This is a genomic window from Shewanella sp. ULN5, assembly GCF_030731885.1.
GTDB classification, from domain to species: Bacteria; Pseudomonadota; Gammaproteobacteria; order Enterobacterales; family Shewanellaceae; genus Shewanella; species Shewanella holmiensis.
On sequence record NZ_JAPJEE010000010.1, the window covers coordinates 14,278 to 38,026 of the forward strand.

Consider the following 23,749-nt stretch of genomic DNA (forward strand, 5'->3'; position numbering starts at 1 on the left):
TGTTATTCCTAATTTATAGTCAACGAAAGTGTTAGACGATAACGTTAAATAGGCGAACCTGGCGGCATAGCCAGAGGCTCAGCGATTAATTTAAACTCAGGGGCTTGCAGACCTTTTTCTATGCCTGCATATAACCAATCATAATGTGCAGCCTGATATTCGCTGGCACGAGTACTCCGACGTTTAAGCTGTTTTAAGGTAAATTCAAGTTTAGCAAGTAATTGCGCCTTCACTTCAGCGGTGGTATGGCTATCGTGATAAGCCTTTAATATCCCTTCAATCACCACAGCATTCACGCGCATCTTAATGCCTAATGTCGCCCCTCTATTCAAGTCTTGATAAACAGTCGCGCCAATCAGTTTGTCCAACAAACTTGCCACTGAAAGCTGCTCAGCATCTTGCATAAAACCTTGGTTAATTCGATTTAAACGCTGCGGCGCTAACATTTGACTGACGATATGGCGACTGAGCACTTCAGCCATCCCTAATTCATCTGCGACCACGCCAGTATTACCGTTAAAACTCTCCCGAGTCTTACGGTAGTTGCCCGCTTTAGGTACCAAGGCGGTTAATACATTTTCAGGAACAGCTAAACTTTGTGCCGATAAACTGGCAACTAATGCATCTAATGCCGCAAACTGTTTTGTGGGGGCGGCATAATGCCAACTTAATCCCGCACCTAATTGCTGGTAATTGTACTCTGTTCCACCCAGCCATTTGGCAGCAGCCTCAACCTGATAGCGCGTAAGCAAATACATAGGCACAAATACATCGGCAAGCTCGCCCATCGGCTCATCTTTTAATAAGGCCTGAGCATTAAATTGCTCAATCGCATGTCGGCGCACGGTTTCTAAACGCAATAACTCAGCTACCGCATCACTGCCATTATCCCATAGGCTTGCGTAAACATGACTAGCACTGATGTCTCGTGAGTCAGTTTCGCCAATATAACGATAGCCTTTATTCATGGCTAGGCTCAACAAGGTGTCCTGATTAGCCTGCGGGCCATAACCAAACGCCACCGTGTATTTGTCCCACTCACCAATGCCTTCGGTATAGGGCGAATCAATGGCGATGGCATTGTTTTCTAAACGCACGTAAGGATGTGGGTAATCCATAACCGATGCATTCTGATTTGTTGATGCTGCAAAATTATGGTCAAAGCCCAGCGTATGACCAATTTCATGGGCCGATAATTGGCGAATACGCGCTAATGATAATGCCATCGCGGCATCAGCCGCGGCGTCTCTATCCGGCCAATCTGCGGTTAATCCACGGGCAATAAGGTGATCTTGTCTTACGCGTAAACTGCCTAAGGTGACATGACCTTTAATGATTTCGCCTGTTCGAGGGTCGGTAATTGCCGACCCGTATGACCAACCACGCGTGGCACGATGTACCCATTGGATCATGTTGTAACGAACATCTTGTGGGTCAGCATCTTCGGGGAGGATTTTAACCTTAAAGCCATTAATAAATCCTGCCTCATTAAAAGCGTCTTCCCACCAACGTGCGCCGTCCAAAAGTGCCGTTCTGATCGGTTCAGGCACTCCTGGGTCAAGATAATAAATAATCGGTTTTATGACTTCACTCGGGGCATCCCCAGGGGTGACTTTTTCAAGGCGATGCCGCAATAAATAGCGCTGCACGATAGGCTCATCGACTTGGGTTGAATAATCTAAATACTCTTCAGAAAGATAACCACTCATTGGATGATAAGCGCGCGGTTGATAACCCGCCTCGGGTAAAGCGACAAACGAATAACGCATCCTCACTGACATAAACTTGCCATCGGGAGTGACTTGGGCAACTTGCGGCCCTGGTTGCTGAGCAGTAAAAGTAAGATTGACATCAACATCCGCATTTTGGGCAAATGATTTGACTTGCTCAGGCATGATAACTGAACGCTGCGCATCAAGTGAATAAGCCCCTTGTTTTGTTGCAGCTAAAACATCGGAAACACCATGTAAATCATTAATCACCAGATCATTAATCGGCACTAATGCGGCTTTACCTTGAAGCAATTTTCCTCGCCACAAAATAGATTCCGCAAAAGCCTGCTTAACGGATTGCTGTTCGGCTTGATTATCACTGCTGGCTCTGAAATACGTATTAAGCTGTTTCAAGACGATGTAAGGACCATGTTGTTCAAACTGCACCATTCGTGTGCGCCCCAACTGCCCTCGGTCTAATCCAATATCATTTGAGCCCACACCATGGGGTAAACTGGTTAACAATAAAAAAGGCTGATTCAACTTATTAGCCTGTAAATAGAGCTGGCCTTCAACATTGTCATAATAAAGATTAATAAAACCTTCGGCAGCTTGACTGTTTTTTATCACTTTCTCGGCGGTTTCAGCTGCGATAGCTTGAGTCGATAATGTTGATAACGACAACACGGGGCTAATAGCCAACAGTATTGCCAAAGAGAGCTGACGTGGTTTCATATTCTAATCCTTGTGTTAATTCTAGCCTAAGTCACAATGCCATCCGTTACGCATAACACAAAAGATCATTAGGCTTTATTGTTGTTTTTATATTCAATCCAATAAGATAAGGTGTCAAATAACTCATTTAACACTATCGGTTTAGTAATGTGCGCATTCATGCCCGCGGCTAAACTTTTTTCTCGGTCGCCCGACATCGCATGGGCTGTCATGGCAATAATCGGCATTTGTTCAGCACTGTAGCGTTTACGCAATTCTTTCGATGCTGTTAACCCGTCCATAACCGGCATTTGTATATCCATTAATACGGCATCGAATGGTCGAGTATCTATCAGATCTAATGCAATTTGGCCGTTATCAGCCATAACCACTTCATAACCAGCACTTTTTAATAACTCAGATGCCACTTGTTGGTTTATAAAGTTATCTTCAACCAATAAAACCAATCCAGATTGCTGCTCTTGCACATCTTCTTTAGGCACTGACTGCACATTCAGTTTCGGTTCTTTAGCAAAAGCGCTGATGATTTCATCAAACAAAGCTGACGCTTTAAAAGGCTTCTGCAAAATAGCGTGGATGTTTCTATCGGCTACATCGTCGGCTAAAGGCTCTGCACTGTATGCGGTCATCAGAATAATAATCGGCCGCTTTGTTAAACGACCGTCGGCGACCATTTCATCAACCTTAGTGAGCATTTCTAAACCGCCCATTTCAGGCATCATCCAATCTAACAAAATTAAATCAACTGGCTGTTTTGCGAGACAATCTAACGCTTGCTGACCACTGGCCGCGGTGCGCACCCCAAAACTGAAATCTTTCATTAGCGCAGAGTAAATTTGCAACGCACTCGGGTTATCATCCACCACTAATGTGGTTAAATTATTCAACTGCTCTGGCACCACCAATGGCTCAACGATGTTTTCTTCAGCAATTTCAAAACTAATGGTAAAGCTAAAAGTACTGCCCTGATTGATTTCAGACTCCACTTGCATGGTGCCGCCCATCATAGACACAAGATGTTTACTGATTGATAAACCTAACCCTGTACCACCGTATTTTCGGGTAGTTGAGCCGTCTGCCTGAGAAAACGCATCAAACAATTTAGATTGCTGCTCTTTGCTAATACCAATGCCTGTGTCTCTGACCCAGAATTTCAAGGTAATACGATGATCACGCTCACCGACATCTTCACAACCCAGTTCAATCTCACCATTTTGGGTAAATTTAACCGCGTTAGAGAGTAAGTTAACCAACACCTGACCCAGACGCAGTGGATCGCCATTTAAAATTAGCCCAGCTGTAACAGGTGCATACAGTAATAATTCGACACCACGCTCTTGGGCTTTGATGGCATTCATATCTAATACATGATCAAGTACTTTGTCTAACGGGAAAGCGACCCGCTCTAGCTCTAATTTACCGGCTTCAATTTTAGAGAAATCGAGAATGTCATTAATGATCCGCAGTAATGACTGTGCTGAGAATCCGGCTTTAGTGAGGTAATCCTCTTGTTGTGGAGTCAAACTCGTGCGCTGGGCTAACTGCAACATGCCAATAATCGCATTCATAGGAGTGCGAATTTCATGGCTCATATTGGCCAAAAACTCACTCTTATACATGTTCGCTAATTCCGCGTCTTGCTTAGCTTCAAGCAAGGCCACCTCGTTACTCTTTTGGCGTGTAATGTCTTTATGTGTACCTAACATCCGCTTGGTCTGGCCTGAGTCAGAAAACTCTACCGCACGTCCACGTGACAATAACCAATGGTATTCACCGAGTTTGCCTTTCATTCTGAATTCAATTTCATAGGCATCAATCGGGTCAAGTAAATACTGGCTACGGTACTCTTGCACCCGATCCCTGTCATCTGGGTGTGTTAAGCCATCAATAGAGGATAATAACGCCGGAAACTCATTGGGTTTATAACCCAGCATTGAGTAAAAAGCAGGGTTACAAATAATTTGTTCTGAATCTATATACCAATCCCACAAACCATCTTCTACCGCATCCATCGCCATATGGTAACGCTCTTCTGATAAACGCAGTTGCTCAGCCGACTCGTACTCGCGGGTGATGTCTCGCCAAATAGAAATTAACCCAAGTAATTCATTACGGCGGTTATAAAACGGTAATTTAAAGGCATCAAGTAATACCGGCTTGCCGGCAATCTCAATGCGCTCTTTGTACTGTAAAGAGTTTTTATCATCTAAGATTTTTTTGTCTTCAGCCAGAATACGTTTACCTTGTTCTGGGCTGGTAAAGTCACCTGTGGTTAAGCCAATAATATCGCTTTCATTCACGCCTAACATGCGCTCAGCTGACTTGTTACACCCAAGGTATTTTCCCTCTTTGTCTTTAAAGACAATTGCTTCTGGTAAGGAGTCAATTAACGACCTTAATAACGCAAATTCTCGTTCTCGACGTTCAGTGGTGTCACGTAGCCTTTGGGTACGGCTAGCCACTAAGTTATCAAGACGTTTGTTCTGCTCGGCCAAGTGACGTGTATATTGCTGGTTCTCTTCAAAAATACGACTGACCAGTAAAAACCACGGCTCCCAACCTGGGCTCATTTTTTCTGGTGGTGCTAAAGGAGATTGTGAACAAGCTTCCAAATGGGTCAATAGTCTAGAAGCTGGGCTGACGAAGGCGCGGCGAGTTTGCCAATGCACTATGGTAACCAACACCGACAGCGCCAATACCACCATAATAAACGTCAGCTGTAGCTTTTCCCACGAGTCTTTAAATAGTGCGCCTTCTTCTTGAATATACAACAAGCGCCAAGGGGCATTATGCAATGCCACCGAGTGAATATAATGGCCATTTCGTAAAATTCCTTCATGGGCATCAAACAATTCAGACTCAGATAATGAATGTAATTCTGCCGGAATACGTTGGCTAATGTGGTAGACCCGGTTCATTTCATTAGAGTCAAAATCACTGTGGGATAAGATATTATTCTGTTGATCCAACAGGATAACTGTGCCCGGCATTTTGAAATATGTACGAATTTGCTTAGCAAGTGACGCTAAGGTCATGTCCAGATTAATGGTACCGATGAAATCATCTTCAAGATAAACCGGTAAGCCCAAAGTGGTTAATAACCCCTGCTGTCCACCATCCACGTAAGCGGGGCTCCAAAACGCATTGCGCTGGGGATTAAGTTTTGGGGTCGCTAATTGAAATTGCTGTTTGTTTAATTGTTCTTCCCTAAAGCGCTGATCGCTATTATTCCAGGGGAAGTAAGACATCATTTTTCGCTTGGATACATAATAAATTGACGAGGCTTTTGGCGCTGCCTCTTTTGCGACAGGGAAGGAAAGCGATAATTCAAAGAGCATTTCTAGCTCTTGATAAAATTGCTCGCTGCGGCCGTCGAGTGAGCCCATACCCGTGATGCGCCCCATGTTGGTAAAGGGTTCACCACTTTTGACATAGTTGGGTTCGAGACTGAAATATTGGCCGTCAGCATTAAACTTTTCATATTGAGGCAGGCGATCTTTACGCACTTGCTCACCTAAGCGCAGATGATCAATGGCGACATCTCGTAAACTTTTTACGGCACGAATACTGGACTCAAGTAATAAATCGATTTGTAAAACGTGACGGGCAACCTGATCTTCACGCTGTTCTATTTGCACTTCTTTCTGGCGTTCATAAAAAATGGCCGCAGAAATTAATGACATAACGATTACACCAATATAGGTGTAAAAAACCGCGCGGTTATAGTTACGTTGGATCGGTGATTTTAGCTGTAAATCTGGCTCTGTTGGTTTCATTCCATACCCTTTGCGACAGCGCCTTTTTATTCAGGAGCAGGTGTCGGCGTAATATCAGAGTAGGCTATCACGCACGCAATAAATTAAGACAAGGTTCATATTATCAGGAACATAGTCGCAATCACACGCTTTAATCTAAATCTATTTCGATTAGGTGGAGCTAGATCAAGCTAATCAAGAACAAACGACAAAATGCAGTGATAAAACTAAGGCTACAAGGATTATTGTAGCCTTAATTTTCTACTTTGGTTGTTGTTAAGCCATCATACTAAGTTGCTTAAAGATGCTCTTCAGCAAATTCCGCCAAGCGTGAACGTACTACGCCATTTAAATACACATTCGCACTGCCTTCAAAATCCTTAAAACGCTCAACTATGTAGGTTAAACCTGATGTGACTGCCGTTAAATAAGTGGTATCGATTTGCGCTAAATTACCACTACAGATTAACTTTGTACCTTCTCCCATTCGAGTGATCATGGTTTTTATCTGCGATGCGGTTAAGTTTTGGCATTCATCCAAAATGACCACAGAGTTTTGAATAGAGCGCCCACGCATAAAGTTAATCGATTTGAACTGAATATTGGCTTTTTCCATAATGTAATTCACGCTACCAGTTGGGTTAACATCGTTTTTATGCAGCACTTCTAATGTGTCTGTGATGGCCGCTAACCAGGGCGCCATTTTTTCCTCTTCGGTGCCGGGTAAAAATCCGATTGATTCAGCAATGTCTGGAGTGTTTCTGGTCACAATAATTTTGTCGTAGCGTTTTTTCTCTATCACTAATTCAAGTGCCGAGGCCATCGCGAGTAGGGTTTTGCCACATCCCGCTGGGCCGGTTAAAATAATCAATTCAATATCAGGGTCTAGCAGTGCATCTAGGGCCATACCTTGATAGATATTTTTGGGCTTAATTCCCCATGCTTCATGGTGCATTAACCGCTCACGTCCGCGGTCGATGATATCCAGTTGGCTATCATTTTTAGCAGCTACTCTGCCACAAAAATCAGATGCTTCATCTATCAAATACTGGTTTATATAAAACGGCTCTTTTCCTAAATGCTCAAGGGGGACTTGGTGCACAGTGTGACGTCCGACTCTGTCTGTCGAGACTTTATCGACTTGGCTCCAAAAGTCGCCATCGAACTGATAAAAGCCTTTGGCAAGAAAGCGAATATCATCGATAAGCTGATCGGTACGGTAATCTTCAACTCGCTCAATACCCGCACCTTTGGCCTTTAGGCGCATGTTGATGTCTTTAGTGACTAACACAACGGTGCGGGGATGATGCTGCTTTTGAAGGTAAAGCGCGGTATTGATAATACGGTTATCATTATTGTCACCAGGTAAAGCGCCCATGGTGAAGTCAATTTGGTGGTCGGGGAAAATGGATAAACTGCCTGATGCGTCTAAGTGGCCCTCTCTACTGGGTAAAGGTACACCTTGAATAATTTGTTCTGGGGTGGTTGAACCGCCTAAGATGTCTTCTAAGGCCCTAATCGCAACCCGGGCATCTCTGCTCACATCGCGCTTTCTATCTTTTATGCTATCCAGTTCTTCTAATACTGTCATAGGGACAATTACGTCATGTTCCTTAAACGAATAAATCGCTAATGGTTCATGTAGTAACACGTTGGTATCCAATACAAACAACTTTCTGTCGTTTAGTTCCATGGCGCCTCCGCTGTGCTGATTTATCAAATTCATCTGCTAACAATGGCCTTACTTAAGACCTTATTTTTGAATGAGCAGTTTGTAAACATCACCCTTTAAATATGGCAGTGGCTTAGCAAAAGCTCAACTATTTGTTACCTGCTACATGACATTTATATGGAGGCTTGATGACACCCCTATGACACTTGGGCCGATATTTTGAAAATATCCGTTAAATTAAGTGCTAAAATTTTAAATCTGGGTGGGTTTACGATAATATACGCCCCCTTTTTGTTTCCCCGCTTCAAACATGAGAATTAAAAATGCCGTTTGCTTTAGGTCAACGCTGGATCAGTGATACCGAGTCAGAACTTGGATTAGGCACTGTTGTGCAAGTTGAAGGCCGTATGGTCACATTATTATTTCCTGCAACAGGCGAGAACCGCATGTTCTCCCGTACTGATGCGCCACTCACTAGGGTAATATTTAATCCTGGCGATAACATTGAAAGTGGTGATGGTTGGCAACTTACTGTTGAAGAAGTTGAAGAAAAAAATCAAATTATCGTTTATCACGGGATCCACAGTGAAACCCAAGAAAAGGTGAGTTTGAGGGAAACATTATTAAGTCATAATATTCGTTTCAATAAGCCGCAAGATCGCCTGTTTGCAGGGCAAATCGATCGTTTAGAACGTTTTGGTGTGCGTTATCAATGTCAATTACTGCGTCATAAACTCGCCACCTCCGATTTACTGGGGCTGCAAGGTCCGCGTGTTGGCTTAATCGCTCACCAACAATGGATTGCCCATGAAGTTGGCCGTCGTTACGCACCTCGCGTGTTACTGGCTGATGAAGTCGGTTTAGGTAAAACCATTGAAGCAGGATTAATTATCCATCAACAACTGCTTACCGGCCGTGCTGAACGTATATTAGTGATTGTGCCTGATACCTTGCGTCATCAGTGGTTAGTTGAAATGCTTCGCCGCTTTAATTTACGTTTTTCGGTTTTTGATGAAGACCGTTGTGTTGAAGCCTATGCTGATAACGACAATCCTTTTTACACTGAACAATTAGTCATTTGTTCACTTGAACTACTACGTAAAAAGAAACGCCTTGATCAAGCATTAGATGCCGACTGGGATTTATTAGTGGTCGATGAAGCGCATCATTTAGAATGGTCTGAAGATGCCCCTAGCCGAGCTTATAAAATCGTTGAAGCCCTCAGCGAAGTAGTGCCTGGGGTACTGCTGTTAACCGCAACGCCAGATCAGTTAGGCCATCAAAGTCACTTTGCCCGCTTGCGTTTACTTGACCCCGATCGCTTTTATGATTACGACGCATTCTTAACAGAAGAAGATAGCTATAAAGATGTGGCCGATGCCGCCCACGCGTTAGCATCTCAAGGTAAGTTAAGCCAGGAAGCTATCAATAGCTTAACTGAGCTATTATCAGAAAAAGATATTGAGCCTAATATTCGTCTGATTCAGGCCAGCGATGTTGATGCCAGTCAACAACAGGAAGCCCGCGATGAATTATTGCAAGAGTTGTTAGACCGTCATGGTACTGGCCGAGTGCTTTACCGTAACAGTCGCGCATCTGTAAAAGGCTTCCCGCAGCGTCATTTTAATGCTTACCCACAAACGATGCCGGAACAATATGTTACCGCTCAGCGCGTCAACGACATGATGGGTGGAGCCAAAACACCTGAAGCCAAAGCCTTGCAAGCGTTAAGCCCTGAAAAGCTATATCAGGCTTTTGAGAATGACAGCTCATGGTGGAAGTTTGATCCTCGCGTAGACTGGTTAATTGGTTTCCTTAAAAGTCACCGCAGTAAAAAAGTGCTGATCATCGCTAGTTTAGCGGAAACGGCATTAAGCCTTGAAGAAGCATTACGTACCCGCGAAGGTATTCAAGCTACGGTGTTCCATGAAGGAATGTCAATTATCGAACGTGATAAAGCGGGTGCTTACTTTGCGCAGGAAGAAGGCGGCGCACAGGCACTGATCTGTTCTGAGATTGGCTCTGAAGGTCGCAACTTCCAGTTTGCCAGCCACTTAGTACTATTTGATTTACCACTCAATCCTGATTTACTTGAACAGCGTATTGGTCGTTTAGACCGTATTGGCCAAAAAAATGATATTCAAATTCATTTACCTTACTTAGCCGGTACCGCACAAGAGCGCTTAATGCGTTGGTATCATGATGGTTTAAATTCGTTTGAACTCACTTGCCCTAGCGGACACGTATTGTTTAATCAATTTGCAGAAGAGCTGACCCAAGTTCTGGCCAATGATGATCAAGATGCGCTCACTTTGTTACTGAATCATACTCAACAACAATATAAACAGCTCAAGCATGCGATGGAACAAGGTCGCGATAAGCTATTAGAAATCAACTCACATGGCGGTGAACGTGCCAATGCACTGATCAAACGTCTGGCTGATAATGACAGTAGTACGGATCTTATCGGTAGTGTGATTCGCTTGTGGGACATCATAGGTGTTGATCAAGAAGACAGTGGTGAAAATACCATAGTATTACGCCCAAGTGAGCACATGCTTTACCCTACTTATCCAGGTTTACCTGAAGATGGCGTAACGGTAACGTTTGATCGCGACACCGCATTATCGCGTGATGATATTGCGTTTATCTCGCAAGAGCATCCTATTGTGCAAACCGGCCTAGATTTGATCACAGGTTCAGAAACGGGTACCACAAGTGTCGCGATATTGAAAAATAAAGCCTTACCTGCTGGTACTTTATTCTTAGAACTTATCTACATGGCAGATGCTTCAGCGCCTAAATCAACCCAGCTATACCGTTATATGCCGCCAACGCCTATTCGTATATTGTTGGATAAAAGCGGCAATAACATGTCAGACAAAGTCGATTATCAGAGTTTTGATAAGCAGCTCAGTGCGGTTAATCGTCATATTGCCAGTAAATTAGTCAATGCCTCTCAACCGATATTGCATCCGCTATTTGCCCATGGTGAAACCCATGCTCAAACGGCGTTATCGACATTAGTTGCAGCAGCAAAAGATAAAATGAGCCATCAATTAGGCGCTGAATTAAACCGTCTTGAAGCACTTAAAGCGGTTAACCCCAACATACGTGATGCTGAATTAGATTATATTCGCAATCAAATCAATGAGCTGAATGATTACATTGACGATAGTCAGCTACAACTTGATGCGATCCGAATGGTATTAGTAAGTCACGTGTAACACCTTTCAACTGAGGTAAGCGCCTAATAACAATAAGCACATGACCGATTAACCGGCATGTGCTTATTTTTTTAGTAGATTAAGCTATGATTGATGACACAAACGATTGATAACCAAGATTATCAAAACCCTAACGACGCTTCAGCAAAGAGGTTAATTTGCGCCCACTACGTACTTTATCGCTTTTATTATTGAGTCTGTTATTAATGCCAAGTTTACTGTTGGCGCAAGTCGATTTTACCCCAATCCCAGCCGCTGAAATTCAGACCATCACCTTAGACGGTAAACCCGCTGAGGTTTTGTTGAGATCCTGGAGCGGCAAACAACAACTTGGCTTAGCCATTATAGTTGGCGCATCGGATACACAAGCTCAAAGTTTGGGACTCAGTGGTTTTTTACGCCATCAATTAAATGCTAAAGGTTGGGCGACGCTGAGCTTAACCCCACCTAAAGGTTTATATCGCCCTAACTTTATGACTGAAAGTGAAGAAATCAAAAAAGCTGGTGAGGCTCAGCTAACCTTAAAGGCAAACCAGGCTGTGCCTAAATACAATTCTGAACAATTACTGGAACTAAGAAATTTTCAGCAAGCTAATTTAACTGAAGCGCTTAACCAACTAACCACGTTAGGACAACCCTATCCAGGAGCAAGAATGATTATTGCCTTTGACGATAGCGCAGGCATGATCACCAATTTGTTATACGAGAAAAAAATCCCGACCCCTGATTTAGTTATTCTGGTTAATCCCTATCGAGAATATGAACAACTGATAGAGAAATCTGCTCAACGTAAACCGATTGCTGAACAATTGGTGATGATGTCAGTGCCAATACTGGATTTAATCTCCAATGATGCTAATCCATTGGCATTAGAAAATGCGCCTATCCGCAAGCAATATAATAGCGTCAAACCGACTAAGTACTATCGCCAGTATTATTTGAGCTTAGACTTAGACAATTCAGGGGGCTGGGAAGAGGCATTAACGCGGATTGAAGGCTTTTCAAGAAGTGTTATCAATCGATAACACTTCCTCGCAGCATACTTGTTGGTAAAGTATGGTGACCTAGGTTGAACACTTAGGGTGTGTTGATGAGTGACGCGATCACCACCAGCCTTGCCTTGGACGGTAAGGCTTTTTAGGGTCTTTAGTTTGACGTATCGCCGCGATAACACGATTTTTACCTACTAACACTTTTATCTGGCTTAATGATTCACGACTTAATAACTGTCTAATCGAACCACTCCAACTGCGATTAATACTGTGTTTAATCGCTGCGAGGGCATCGGGCGATGTCTGCATATATTGCTCAGCAAGTGTCTGCGCGCGAGTCATGGCATCATTTACCACCTCTGAAACCAGTCCCAAATTTAATGCTTGCTCACTTTCTAACACTTGCGCGGTATAGGTTAAATGCAGTGCTTTATCTTTCGACATTAATTGCCTTAAACTCGCGAGTCCGCCCATATCAGGTAATAAGCCCCATTTGGCTTCCATAATGGATAAACGCGTGGTTGGCTCGGCAATTCTAACGTCGGCACCGAGTGCAATTTGCATTCCGCCGCCATAACAACAGCCTTGCAGTACCGCAATAACAGGTACAGGTAAACGTTGCCATCCAACTGAAACTCGTTGTGCTAAATTGGCATTACCAGGTAACCATTTGAACAATAAAGGAATGCCTTTAATAGGGTCATTAGCTAAACTTTTGACATCTAACCCAGAGCTAAAATTGCCTTCCGCTCCCGAAACAATAACGGCTTTGATATTGCGATTTTTGGCAATATGTTTGATAGTCTTATCTATAGCGACAAACATAGCATAGTTAAGCGCATTCATTTTTTCTGGTCGATTTAAACAAACATAAGCAATACCATCTCGAATATCGAGCGTCACTAATTCCGTTGTCATGAAATATTTCCTTACTGGTCAGTCCAGATTTTAGACTATCATGTTTGTTGTATTTTGCTAATAGTTATAACATGTCGACTAATTGACCATAGTCAATTAAATGGCACTCCATGTTGTTACCATTAAACCCTCAATTTGCCGACCTCTGCAAAATGAGATTTATGAGAGCAAAAGGTTACATAACCCCATGCTTGGATGCCTATATCAATCATATTTAACATGAAAATCAGATTAATTTCGCATGTTATTGATGAGTATCCTAGAATAAAAGATAAGATAAAACGTCTTATAATAATAAATGAACGCCCTAAAAGTGTTAGCGATTGATTTTATTCAGCAGTACATTCTTTATCTAGGGCGAAATAAGGACAACAAGTCAAGATGACCATTCCCGTATTAATATGTGATGACTCTGCATTAGCCAGAAAACAAATGGCGCGAACACTCCCAAAAGATTGGGATGTAGAAGTGACGTTTGCCACTAATGGTGCTGAAGGCCTTGACGCTATTCGAGCGGGTAAAGGCGAAATCGTATTTCTCGATTTAAACATGCCAGTCATGGACGGTTATGAAGTATTGGCAACCGTTCAACAACAAGATTTACCCGCACTAATTATCGTGGTGTCGGGTGACATTCAAATTAAAGCCCATGAACGCGTAAAAGCCTTAGGGGCGTTAGATTTCATTCAAAAACCTGTTAGCGCAGATGCCATCAGCAATATTTTGCAAGAATATGGCATATTAACCCTAACTCAAGGTATCGAAGCCGATACTCAACCTATGGTCAAAGTTGACCTTAGAGATGCCTGCCAAGAGATAGCCAACGTGGCTATGGGACGTGCTGCAGATCTTCTTGCTAAGTTACTTGATGTGTTTGTAGTGTTGCCTATTCCGAATGTTAATGTACTTGAAGTCAGTGAGCTGACTATGGCGTTAAAAGCAACGGAAGAATCATCGACTATCTCAGCTCTGTGTCAGGGATTTATTGGCGCAGGTGTTGCTGGTGAAGCCTTATTACTCTTCCATGATTCAAGTTTTGCCGATATGGCGAAGCTTATGAAAATTAATCGCGAAGAAGAAACCCATACCGAAGTAGAAGTGCTAATTGACACTGGTAACGTGCTTATCGGCGCATTTTTAAGTGGTATATCAGAGCAGCTGGATATGAAATTCAGCCAAAGTCACCCTGTAGTTTTGGGGCAACACTGTACCGTTAACGATCTTATTCATGCCAGCTCTGAAAAATGGCAACGCACCCTTGCCATGGAAATTAATTACCGTATTGAAGATTACAATATCCAATGCGACTTACTACTTCTATTTACCGAAGATTCGATACCCACGCTTAACTTTAAGCTTGGTTATCTTCTCGATTAAAGATTGGATATTGCTAATATGTCAAATGATCTCGATGCGATGAATGAACTTCACTGGCTTATCGATATGGTGCAAACCATTGAAGTCGGTTTGATAGTGCTTGATCGTAATTACAACATCCAATTGTGGAATGGCTTTATGGAAAACCATAGCGGTATTTCGCCTAATTCCATCAAAGGAAAAAATCTTTTCACAGAGTTACCCGACATCCCTGCGGACTGGTTAAAACAAAAAATGGAATCGGTTTTTTTACTCAAAAACCGTACCTTTATTAGCTGGGAACAACGTCCGTACGTGTTTAAATTTAAAAACTATCGCCCAATTACCGGGCGAGCTGATTTTATGTACCAAAACATTACCTTGCTCCCTTTAGCATCGCTAACTGGCAGCATCACCCACATCAGTATTATTGTTTATGATGTCAGTGACATTGCAGTGAACAAGCTACAACTTAAAGCAATGAATCAACAGCTTGAAGAGTTAAGCCAAACCGATGGCTTAACTCAATTGCATAACCGTCGACATTGGCAAGAGTGCATGGAGCGGGAGTTTGAACGCTTTGCTCGTTATCAAGATCAAGCTTCTTTAATCATGATCGATATCGACAACTTCAAACAGATAAACGACAAATATGGTCATCCTGCCGGTGACAAAGTCATCCAACATATTGCCCATCTGTTAAAGCAGTCGTTACGTGAAACGGATTGTGCTGGCCGCTATGGCGGTGAAGAGTTTGCTATTGTGTTAGCTAAAACAGGTGATACTGATGCCCTGTATTTCACCGAGCGACTACGAAAGAAAATAGAAGCGTCGGAAATTATTTGTGATAACCGCATTATTAAAGTCACAGTAAGCTTAGGTATTAATGAAATAAAGCCTAATAGTGACAATAGTTCTGTGTGGTTATCGGGTGCCGATAAAGCCTTATATCAAGCCAAACAAAATGGTCGTAATCAAAGTGTTGTATTTACTACTCAAAACTAAATCACCTTGATATAACTACTAAAAAACCACTCATTGAGTGGTTTTTTGTATCGACTATCTTCTGCTATCAGTTGAGATAGTATTAATGCATTTGCGCACTATCTTCATCATATTCGTCATCTTCATCTTCATCTTCATCTTCATCTTCGTCGTCATCTTCAACATCACCGACAAAGTATGTGCCCCAGCCGTCGTAATCCACTTTTTGCTTTGCAGCAAGCGCAAGCAATTGCTCACAAGCTTTATCCAGTAAAGGCACTTCTAGCTTATGATACGCTATGGCATCAAAACAGAAGATAATCTCACCGTCATCCAATTCCATTTCTTCAGCATCATTGACTTCAAAACCGAGTTTAAAGGCATCAACAGCCGCTTTTTCTAAGCGGTCAAAGTTGCTTGATGAAAAATGATGCTCAATGGTGTATTCAGCATCAGGTTCTGAACCATCAGCCATAAGGGCTTCAACAATTTCGCGATTTTCGGCTAACTGCTCTTTTAACTGACGCTCGATAGACATGAAATACTCCGAATAACGTAACTATAAAAAATTAATCTGACTATTATACTTTAACTTAAGCGTTAGGTTTAGCCATTAATGCTGCGGCTTCTTGATTTAGCTCTTCATAACGCTTTGCCATAATCCCGTGCACTTGAGTCGCAAAAGTTTTAGCGTCGTTTTTATCTAATCCTTGCGTCGCGATGGGTGCCATCATTTCAACAATCACCACACCATTGTTCCAGCGATTCATTTTAATGTGCTTTTGGCAAGATGCTAATACAGGTACAACAGGCACTTGAGCCGCGATAGCGGTATGAAATGCACCAACCTTAAGCGGTAATAATCCACGTCCTCGAGAACGGGTTCCTTCAGGAAAAATCCATACAGAAAGCAATTTCTGTTGCATTTTTTTCACGGTTTTAGCCATGGTATCAAATGCACTAGAACGGTTTTTGCGATCGATTAGGATATTGCCTGTCAGCCAGTAAATTTGGCCGAACAACGGCATCCACGCCAAACTTTTTTTGCCTAAACTCACCGTGGCTTTAGGTACCGCTGAGGTTTGGGTAAATAAATCGAAATTGTTTTGGTGATTGCCCAGGTAAATGTTTTGCTCATTAACCACATCAGGTTGTACATGGCGGGTAATAACCTTGATACCTAGCACAGGGGATACGGAAGCAAATATTTTTGCTATCACGTGAACATTGTCACGATGCATTGGGCGGACGATACATAAAACCATTGCAAAAACAAAAGCTAAAAACAATAGTATGCCTAGTATTAACGAACGAGCGATTAGCAGCACAACAGACTCCTGCAGATTAATTGGCGACAGTATAACGAGGGCTGCAAATTGACTCAATCAATTTTGCATACATGTGTAAGCTGAAAAAGGCGAAACCGAATAAACATGTCGATTTCGCCTAAGAAGGTTACTGAATTGCTGCCTAACGGGTTACCTCTGCGTTGGACTGATTAATGCGAGATATGGTCATCCTAAACAAAAGGGCACTTATCGCAAGAGTGGCCACAATCGCTGCACCACTAGGGAGATCATAACTGGCAGATAATGCCAAGCCAAAGATATACCCTATTACCCCAACACCGTAAGCTAACGCTAACTTGGCTTTTCCTAAATATTTGTTTAAAGCTAATGCAGGTAAAATTAACGTACTAAATACAAGATATACCCCCACTAACTCAACAGATAAGGTAATGACCATAGCAAATAAAAAGTAAAAGCTAATCCCATCTAGCAAATCAGGTTTAATGGCTATTGCCGCTAATATCAACGCAGAAACAATAGCTGGTAACAATAATTGCGACCAACTCACCCATAGAATTTGCCCTGACATTAACTGCTTTAATAATTCAGCACCATGGGGATCATTAGCCAACAACAACATGGCCCCCACCGCACTCAAAACATAAAAGCAGCCAATAAATGCTTCAAGCTCGCCTTTAAACTTAGTTGCCATCCAAGCAATGACTCCTGCACCTGCTAAAGCAAACAACGCTGGCATCCACACGTGTGAAAAAGGCAACTGTTCAATATCATGGTCAATGTGCGACACAATGGCGCCCAATGCCGCAACTTGTGCTATGGCTAAATCAATGAAGATAATGCCACGCTTTAACACCTGCTGCCCTAAAACCACATGGGTTGAAAGCACCAACAAACCTGCCACAAAGGCAGGTAACAGGATAGAGACTAGCTCAATATCAAACATAGGCTATTGCACCCCGTTCAATAGCACCAACACGTTATCGTAAAGACTAATTAAATCGGTACTTTGTTCGTTGCCACCTACTGACATTGGCAAGGTTAGTACAGGTAAATTGGCACGTTCACCTAACCAATTTGCCCCTCGCTCATCCTGATATGAGGCAACGATAATCGCCATAATATCGCCCTTTTCAGCACGAGCAAGTAAGGTGGCTAAATGACTACTTGTGGGAGCTAAACCTGGCTTAGGCTCAAGATCTGCCACTTGTTCAATTCCAGTCCATTGAAATAAATAGCGAAAGCTAGAATGATAAGCGATCACTTTTTTACCTTTCAATGTCTCAGCTTGAGCTTGCCATTGTGGAATTTTAGCTTGCCACTGCTCACTGAAACGTGTGAAAGCCGTTTCATACTGGGTTTTGTTTTGCGGGTCTAATTGTATTAATTTCGCCGATAAACCTTCAGCCACTTCAAGCATTTTGTTTGGGTCAAAATGTAAATGAGGATTACCTTTGGCATGCACATCCCCCATTGACCTATCAACGTTGTCCAATTGATCTAAGGTTTGAGTATGCTCTGCGGCATAAAATAACCCTTCGTCAGTTGAACGAACCTTGCGATTTGATGCTTTCATTTGCAGCATTGGCAGCCAGCCTATCTCTAAATCCGCGCCAGCACAGACGACTAAGTCTGCTTGGCGCATTTTAGCTATCAAACTAGGTCTAGCCTGCACTTGATGCGGGTCTTGCATCGCTGTTGTTGCTGAATACACATCAGCATCAGGGGCTAAAGATTTGGCTAACGAAGCATACTCAGGCTCACAGGCAAATACATTTAGCTGGGCATGAGCCGCAGATGAGCAGACTAATGCAGCAAATCCCGCAGCAGCTTTTATCAGTTTAGAATTGATGCGCACCGTGAGCTCCTAATGTCATAACGTATTGAAGAGTGATGATGTTATCATCTTCGAACCCATCAAAGTTTGTCCCTTTCTGGTTGGTATACTGTAAGCGAACGGTAGAGAAATGACTGTGATGCCACGCAAGGCTCAATTCCGTTTCTTTTAACTTTTGAGAATCTAAATGATCACCATGTGCTTCATGAGTATCCACTTCACCATAACGTAAACCTGCCGACCAATTTGGGCTAAATTGATACACACTGCTGACATACCAGCCTTGATGATAATCATCACTCTTCTCAGTGCTTAAAATATCGTGGTCGTGTTCATGCTCTTCAAATGAGAAAATATCAGTGACGCGAAAATATTCACCGCTTAATGTTAAATGCTGATATTTATAGTTACCATCTGGTGCCCACTTAAAGACAAAATCAGCAATATAGGTGTTTTCACCCGTGAAAGCAGCATTATGGTTATGACCACTATGATCATCCTCTGCTTCAATATGCGGCTCATGATCACCTTCTTCTTCAATGAAGCCCATACCATTTTCGTTACGCAAGTAACTTAACCCTAATTGCCAAGAACTAGAGACACCAATATCACCACCTAGCTTAGTAAAAGCCGAGTAAACACCAATGGTTTTGTAATCACGCTCAGCATGTTCTTCTTCCATGCTATGGTCGTCATGGTCGTAATGCTCTTCAGCAGCGTGCATTTTACTACCTTTAAAAACCTCTACGCCCATGGTCCAAAATAACTCTGTTGGCGCAACATAGGTTAAGCGAACACCGTCATCAAAGTAATGACCGCCCATAAAGGCTCGGTAAGCACCTGGACGATCAACAAAGGCATCCGAGTGTGGGTGTTGGTTGTTCAAGTAACCTACATCTGATAAAAAGCGACCTGCACGAATATCAAAACCGGCACCCAAACCCATTGTTTGAATAAAGGCTTCTTCTAATTCGACTTCTGTTTCATCATCATGAACAGCAAGAATGGCAGTCATTTTGCCATAAAACAAATCATCAATATTGGCACTGATTGCTAATTCAGTTTCTCCAAGCCCAAACCCTTCACCACGACCATCTAGGCCTCTATCACCCGTTTGATAATAACCATCAAGAACAGCACTGATATTAGGGTTAGTTAAACTTGAATCTTCAGCCATTACAATGATTGGGGCAAAAGCACAGGCGATAGCAACTAATGATAAAGGTGTTTTTAAAACAGACATACATTCTCCTACGTTTTAGCGCAACCGATTAAAACGGCGCTAAAACCATAAACTCACGATCGCCAAAGCAAACGTTGCTGACGATTCAATAAAATAATCAATAATAATTTTTTGTGGGTTTACGAGACGGAAGGAGGGGCGCGACTGTGATAATAAAACTGGCTGACAGATTCAAAATCAGAAAAAATAACATCATCAACTTGATATTGTTGTTTTTGAATCGGAATAGAAAACGAAAAGGAAGTCAGTGTTTTGTTCAGCTGGTGCTGGTGAAAACACAAGGTACAGTGATGAGAATTTACACCATCTTGATGATGCTGGGCACTGTGATTTGACGCAGCAAAAGCCAATACCACCAATATGGCACAAAGCCAAATAGTAATATGTTGCTTCAACTGAATGCTCAATCTCACAGATATACCTGAATCAGAGGTGGTGGAATAAAGGCCACAATTCTAGAAGACCCGCAAAAAAAAGCAACCTCTAGATTGTTACAAATCACTTTTTGGCTGTTTTTGTGCACTCACAGACAATTACACCAGCGGCCGCCGAGATTTAAGATAAACTTAAGCTCATCTCCGTAAAATTACAGCATATTCTGGTAATTTGTAAGACGAGGACTGACCATGGCTAACTTTCTACGTGAAAACATCGGCATTATCATCACCATGATCGTAATTGGTGTTGTTGTGCTAGGCGGAATTTATTGGGTTGAAGCATCCTTGGCTAGCCAAGAGCAGGTCATTTCCTGATTATTTTATATATCTTGTGACGAGGCATCTTCTGGCGCCTCTATCAAAATTAAATGATCCATTATATGCATAACCCCAACCAATATCACTCCTAAGATAATTGTTGGGGTAACAATGTGCATCACGTTATCCATAAAATATCCAGCTACTCCAGCAAAGGCTGCAATATAAAAGCCCGCTATTTTTCCTACAGTAAGACTTTTATGTCGTCCCAACCAAGCTTGACATTTAGGGCATTGAATTTGCGCACCAATTCCCTTGCCACGGGTTTGAGTTACCTTTGCCACCGAAAAGCTTTTATGACAATAAGCACACTGCAATAACATATTGAATCCTTTTGATTAAATCTAATAATGATAATAACGTCCAACAAAGAGATACATGCATGCTTTTTCAATGGTGACGCCTGATCCTGCGGGGTATTATGCGGTAAACTTCGCGTTAATGCCAAAAGCTTATTGGTAATGCAATACAAACACTTTATGATTATTCCTATCAGTTTCTTATTTATAAAATCGGCTTAAATGCCAGACGACTCACAGGAAAATCGATATGCGTAACATGGTTCTGACTCTAGGATTAACCCTAGCCTGCCTTTTCGGGGCAACTAACGTCAACGCTGAACCCCCTGCCATACCAGCACAAGCGACTGAGCAGGTATCTCAAGTCAGTGCTGATACTCAGCAAAAAATTGCATCGTTGACAGCAATGATCCAAGAAGATGTTAATTTATTACCTCAATCGAAAGGTGAAATTAAATCTATTGCTGAATACAGAATTGAAAATAAAACCATAGAGTTACGCAGCATAATAGATGAGTTGGTCAAAGCTGAAAATATTGATTACGCCTTTGTGACCCCATTAGTGCAATCACAGCTCGCGTTTTTAGACAAAGTCGGTGATTACCTCAATAACGATATTATCCGTCTAAAAAGCTCAGTGACAAATTCAAGTGATGACGAAGCGATATTATTGCAAGTATCTGCACGTGAGTTTGAACGCGATCATTACCTTAAAGCTGAGTTACAAACCATCAATTGGGCTGAAAAGGTCAATATTGATGTCAGTAATATTAAACAAGCATTACGTCAAAGATTGATCGTTCGTGCGGATAAACTACAAACCCTAGTGACCTACACTCAAAATGAACTGCAAAATGCTGTAGCCGAAGCGACCGCTGCTGGTATAGACATTAGTGCAGAACAAAAAATGCGAGTGAGTAATTTAAAAGAACGCCTCAAGCAAAACAGTACCAGTTTATCTATTGCTGCTGAACTGCTAGACCAGTTACAAATCGACACCGCACATATAAAGCAAACCCTGTTCAGTGTGTCGGGCGATATTACTCAAGATGTATTGAACTTTAATGTAGCTTCAAGCCTAATTGAAGATTGGATGAATGTTGCTAAAGATCAAGCGCTAGACAATGGCCCAAGTGTGACATTCAAAATTGTGGTCTTTACCTTAATCATTTTCTTAAGCAGTCTGGTTGCTAAGGTCGTAACACGTATCGCCACTAAAGCGGTTAGCTCGTCAAAACTTAGATTTAGTAAGCTATTACAAGATTTCTTTATTTCATTATCCAGTAAAGCCATATTTGCCATTGGTTTATTAGTCGCATTATCTCAACTTGGGTTTGAATTGGGACCATTATTAGCCGGTTTTGGTATTGCGGGTGTGATTATTGGTTTTGCATTACAAGATACGTTATCTAACTTTGCATCGGGCATGATGATCCTTATTTATCGTCCATTCGATGTGGGTGATTTAATCAATGCAGCTGGTGTAACAGGCCGAGTGAGTCACATGAGCTTAGTATCTACCACAATTAAAACATTGGATAACCAACGTCTGATTGTGCCTAACAACAAGATTTGGGGCGATACTATCAATAACATCACCGCCGAACATCAGCGCCGTGTAGATTTGGTTTTTGGTATCAGTTATAGCGATAACATTGAACATGCTGAAACCATTTTAAAGGACATTGTTGAGCAACACCCTAAAGTACAAGCCACTCCTGAACCTATTGTTAAGCTGCATACGCTAGGTGAATCCTCTGTCGACTTTATTGTTAGACCCTGGGTTTCGCCAGATGATTACTGGGATGTATATTGGGATATCACACGCGCGGTGAAAATGCGCTTTGATGCTGAAGGCATTAGCATTCCATTCCCACAACGCGATGTACATATTTATCAAAAATAGGGTTACTGAACCTCAATAGGCATTGATATTCTTCTATTGAGGTAATACAAGACATAGATAGATATTCCGCACCCATTTTTTAATGGGTGTGTTCATTATTAAGCCACTCAAGTTAGGGGATGACATGATAGCTTCTCATTTTGAATTCTCAGGTTTTGTCGCTGGATTTTGGCGGATGAATGCTTGGAACATGAATGTTCAACAACGCCTGACATTGATAGAGCAGTATCTAGAATTAGATGTAACGAGTATGGATCACGCCGATATTTACGGCGTATATGAATGTGAGTCATTATTTGGTGAAGCACTAGCTATCGCGCCACATCTGCGAGATAAAATGCAAATTATCAGCAAATGCGGCATTAAGCCCATGTTTGGTGGCTTTGATAATCGTTATGTAAACCACTACGACACCAGTAAACAACATATCATTACGAGTGTTGAGCGCTCGTTAACCTCACTTAACACCGATTATTTAGACGCATTACTTATCCATCGACCCGATCCATTAATGCAAGCGGATGAAGTTGCTGAAGCTTTTCTTCAATTAAAAAACCAGGGCAAAGTAAAGCATTTCGGTGTATCTAACTTTTTGCCACAGCAATTTAATTTATTGCAGTCTAAATTAAGTTTCCCGCTTATCACCAACCAAGTTGAAGTTTCAGTTCAATGCTTGACGCATATCCACGATGGCGTGCTAGATCAATGTCAGCAATTAGGTATTCGACCTATGGCCTGGTCATGTTTAGGTGGTGGGGAGTTATTCAGTGCTCAAACAGAACAAGCCGTGAGATTAAGAAACTGTTTAACCTTAATTGCTGAACAAGTCGGCGCTAAAGATATTAGCCAAGTTATTTATGCTTGGATAAAAATGTTGCCGAGTCAACCTGTACCTATTATTGGTAGTGGTAATATTGAACGTATTCGCACCGCTGTCGCTTCAGATAACCTCACTTTGGATAAGCAACAGTGGTTTAGTATATGGCAAGCCTCTACGGGACACAGTGTGCCCTAGCCAATAAAAAAACACCCTATCGACCATGTCGGTAGA

18 protein-coding genes are annotated in these 23,749 nt (G+C 42.2%); 7 read left to right on the forward strand and 11 right to left on the reverse strand.

What is annotated here, in order from left to right; genetic code table 11:
- Nucleotides 1–44 precede the first annotated feature (44 nt).
- From ORI98_RS11015 to ORI98_RS11025, 3 genes are all read right to left on the reverse strand, one after another.
- Entirely contained in the window at nucleotides 45–2,447 is a 2,403-nt protein-coding gene (locus ORI98_RS11015; protein ID WP_306135244.1) for a zinc-dependent metalloprotease, read from the reverse strand.
- 68 nt (nucleotides 2,448–2,515) lie between these two features.
- Nucleotides 2,516–6,223: a response regulator gene (locus ORI98_RS11020; protein ID WP_306135245.1), complete on the reverse strand. Its 3,708-nt coding sequence runs from the start codon at nucleotides 6,221–6,223 to the stop codon at nucleotides 2,516–2,518.
- A gap of 277 nt (nucleotides 6,224–6,500) precedes the next feature.
- Nucleotides 6,501–7,895, reverse strand: a complete 1,395-nt coding sequence (locus ORI98_RS11025) for a PhoH family protein (RefSeq protein WP_306135246.1) — start codon at nucleotides 7,893–7,895, stop codon at nucleotides 6,501–6,503.
- Between the two features lie 302 nt (nucleotides 7,896–8,197).
- On the opposite strand from ORI98_RS11025, the gene rapA reads away from it, so the two are divergent.
- Together rapA and ORI98_RS11035 are read left to right on the forward strand one after the other, a co-directional pair.
- Nucleotides 8,198–11,101 (forward strand): RNA polymerase-associated protein RapA, encoded by a 2,904-nt coding sequence (gene rapA / locus ORI98_RS11030; RefSeq protein WP_261298833.1) that lies wholly within the window; start codon nucleotides 8,198–8,200, stop codon nucleotides 11,099–11,101.
- A gap of 158 nt (nucleotides 11,102–11,259) precedes the next feature.
- Nucleotides 11,260–12,126, forward strand: coding sequence for a DUF3530 family protein (locus ORI98_RS11035; RefSeq protein WP_306135247.1), 867 nt, complete (start codon nucleotides 11,260–11,262; stop codon nucleotides 12,124–12,126).
- A 78-nt stretch (nucleotides 12,127–12,204) separates the two neighbouring features.
- On the opposite strand, the gene ORI98_RS11040 is transcribed toward ORI98_RS11035, so the two are convergent.
- Nucleotides 12,205–13,011, reverse strand: a complete 807-nt coding sequence (locus tag ORI98_RS11040) for a crotonase/enoyl-CoA hydratase family protein (RefSeq protein WP_261298835.1) — start codon at nucleotides 13,009–13,011, stop codon at nucleotides 12,205–12,207.
- 381 nt (nucleotides 13,012–13,392) lie between these two features.
- On the opposite strand from ORI98_RS11040, the gene ORI98_RS11045 reads away from it, so the two are divergent.
- Both ORI98_RS11045 and ORI98_RS11050 read left to right on the forward strand, forming a co-directional pair.
- The gene (locus tag ORI98_RS11045; RefSeq protein WP_261298836.1) at nucleotides 13,393–14,388 is read left to right on the forward strand and encodes a response regulator; all 996 of its coding nucleotides are present in this window, start codon (nucleotides 13,393–13,395) and stop codon (nucleotides 14,386–14,388) included.
- Between the two features lie 18 nt (nucleotides 14,389–14,406).
- Complete coding sequence (locus ORI98_RS11050; RefSeq protein WP_261298837.1) at nucleotides 14,407–15,372, forward strand: sensor domain-containing diguanylate cyclase; 966 nt, start codon at nucleotides 14,407–14,409, stop codon at nucleotides 15,370–15,372.
- A gap of 82 nt (nucleotides 15,373–15,454) precedes the next feature.
- On the opposite strand, the gene rraB is transcribed toward ORI98_RS11050, so the two are convergent.
- The 6 genes from rraB to ORI98_RS11080 all read right to left on the reverse strand — a co-directional run bounded on the left by rraB (nucleotide 15,455) and on the right by ORI98_RS11080 (nucleotide 20,145).
- A complete protein-coding gene (gene rraB, locus ORI98_RS11055; RefSeq protein ID WP_306135248.1) occupies nucleotides 15,455–15,889 on the reverse strand; it encodes a ribonuclease E inhibitor RraB in 435 nt (144 codons plus the stop codon).
- 55 nt (nucleotides 15,890–15,944) lie between these two features.
- A complete protein-coding gene (locus ORI98_RS11060) occupies nucleotides 15,945–16,679 on the reverse strand; it encodes a 1-acylglycerol-3-phosphate O-acyltransferase (RefSeq protein ID WP_306135249.1) in 735 nt (244 codons plus the stop codon).
- 142 nt (nucleotides 16,680–16,821) lie between these two features.
- Nucleotides 16,822–17,604 carry a metal ABC transporter permease gene (locus ORI98_RS11065; protein WP_261298840.1) on the reverse strand — a complete coding sequence of 261 codons (783 nt, stop codon included), beginning with the start codon at nucleotides 17,602–17,604 and terminating at the stop codon, nucleotides 16,822–16,824.
- A gap of 3 nt (nucleotides 17,605–17,607) precedes the next feature.
- Nucleotides 17,608–18,516, reverse strand: coding sequence for a metal ABC transporter solute-binding protein, Zn/Mn family (locus ORI98_RS11070; protein WP_261298841.1), 909 nt, complete (start codon nucleotides 18,514–18,516; stop codon nucleotides 17,608–17,610).
- Nucleotides 18,500–19,738, reverse strand: coding sequence for a hypothetical protein (locus ORI98_RS11075; protein WP_306135250.1), 1,239 nt, complete (start codon nucleotides 19,736–19,738; stop codon nucleotides 18,500–18,502). The genes ORI98_RS11070 and ORI98_RS11075 overlap by 17 nt, the downstream gene beginning before the upstream one ends.
- A 119-nt stretch (nucleotides 19,739–19,857) precedes the next feature.
- Entirely contained in the window at nucleotides 19,858–20,145 is a 288-nt protein-coding gene (locus ORI98_RS11080) for an ABC-type zinc uptake system zinc chaperone (protein WP_371931158.1), read from the reverse strand.
- A 219-nt stretch (nucleotides 20,146–20,364) separates the two neighbouring features.
- Between ORI98_RS11080 and ORI98_RS11085 the strand changes: the two genes are divergently transcribed.
- Nucleotides 20,365–20,490, forward strand: coding sequence for a hypothetical protein (locus tag ORI98_RS11085; RefSeq protein ID WP_261298844.1), 126 nt, complete (start codon nucleotides 20,365–20,367; stop codon nucleotides 20,488–20,490).
- A gap of 5 nt (nucleotides 20,491–20,495) precedes the next feature.
- Here the strand turns inward: ORI98_RS11085 and ORI98_RS11090 are convergent, their stop codons facing one another.
- Nucleotides 20,496–20,816, reverse strand: a complete 321-nt coding sequence (locus tag ORI98_RS11090; protein WP_306135252.1) for a hypothetical protein — start codon at nucleotides 20,814–20,816, stop codon at nucleotides 20,496–20,498.
- 226 nt (nucleotides 20,817–21,042) lie between these two features.
- Here ORI98_RS11090 and ORI98_RS11095 point away from each other — a divergent pair, with 226 nt between their 5' ends.
- The gene (locus ORI98_RS11095) at nucleotides 21,043–22,698 is read left to right on the forward strand and encodes a mechanosensitive ion channel family protein (protein WP_306135253.1); all 1,656 of its coding nucleotides are present in this window, start codon (nucleotides 21,043–21,045) and stop codon (nucleotides 22,696–22,698) included.
- Between the two features lie 124 nt (nucleotides 22,699–22,822).
- On the forward strand, nucleotides 22,823–23,713 hold the full coding sequence (locus ORI98_RS11100) for an aldo/keto reductase family oxidoreductase (protein ID WP_261298847.1): 891 nt from the start codon (nucleotides 22,823–22,825) through the stop codon (nucleotides 23,711–23,713).
- Nucleotides 23,714–23,749 lie beyond the last annotated feature (36 nt).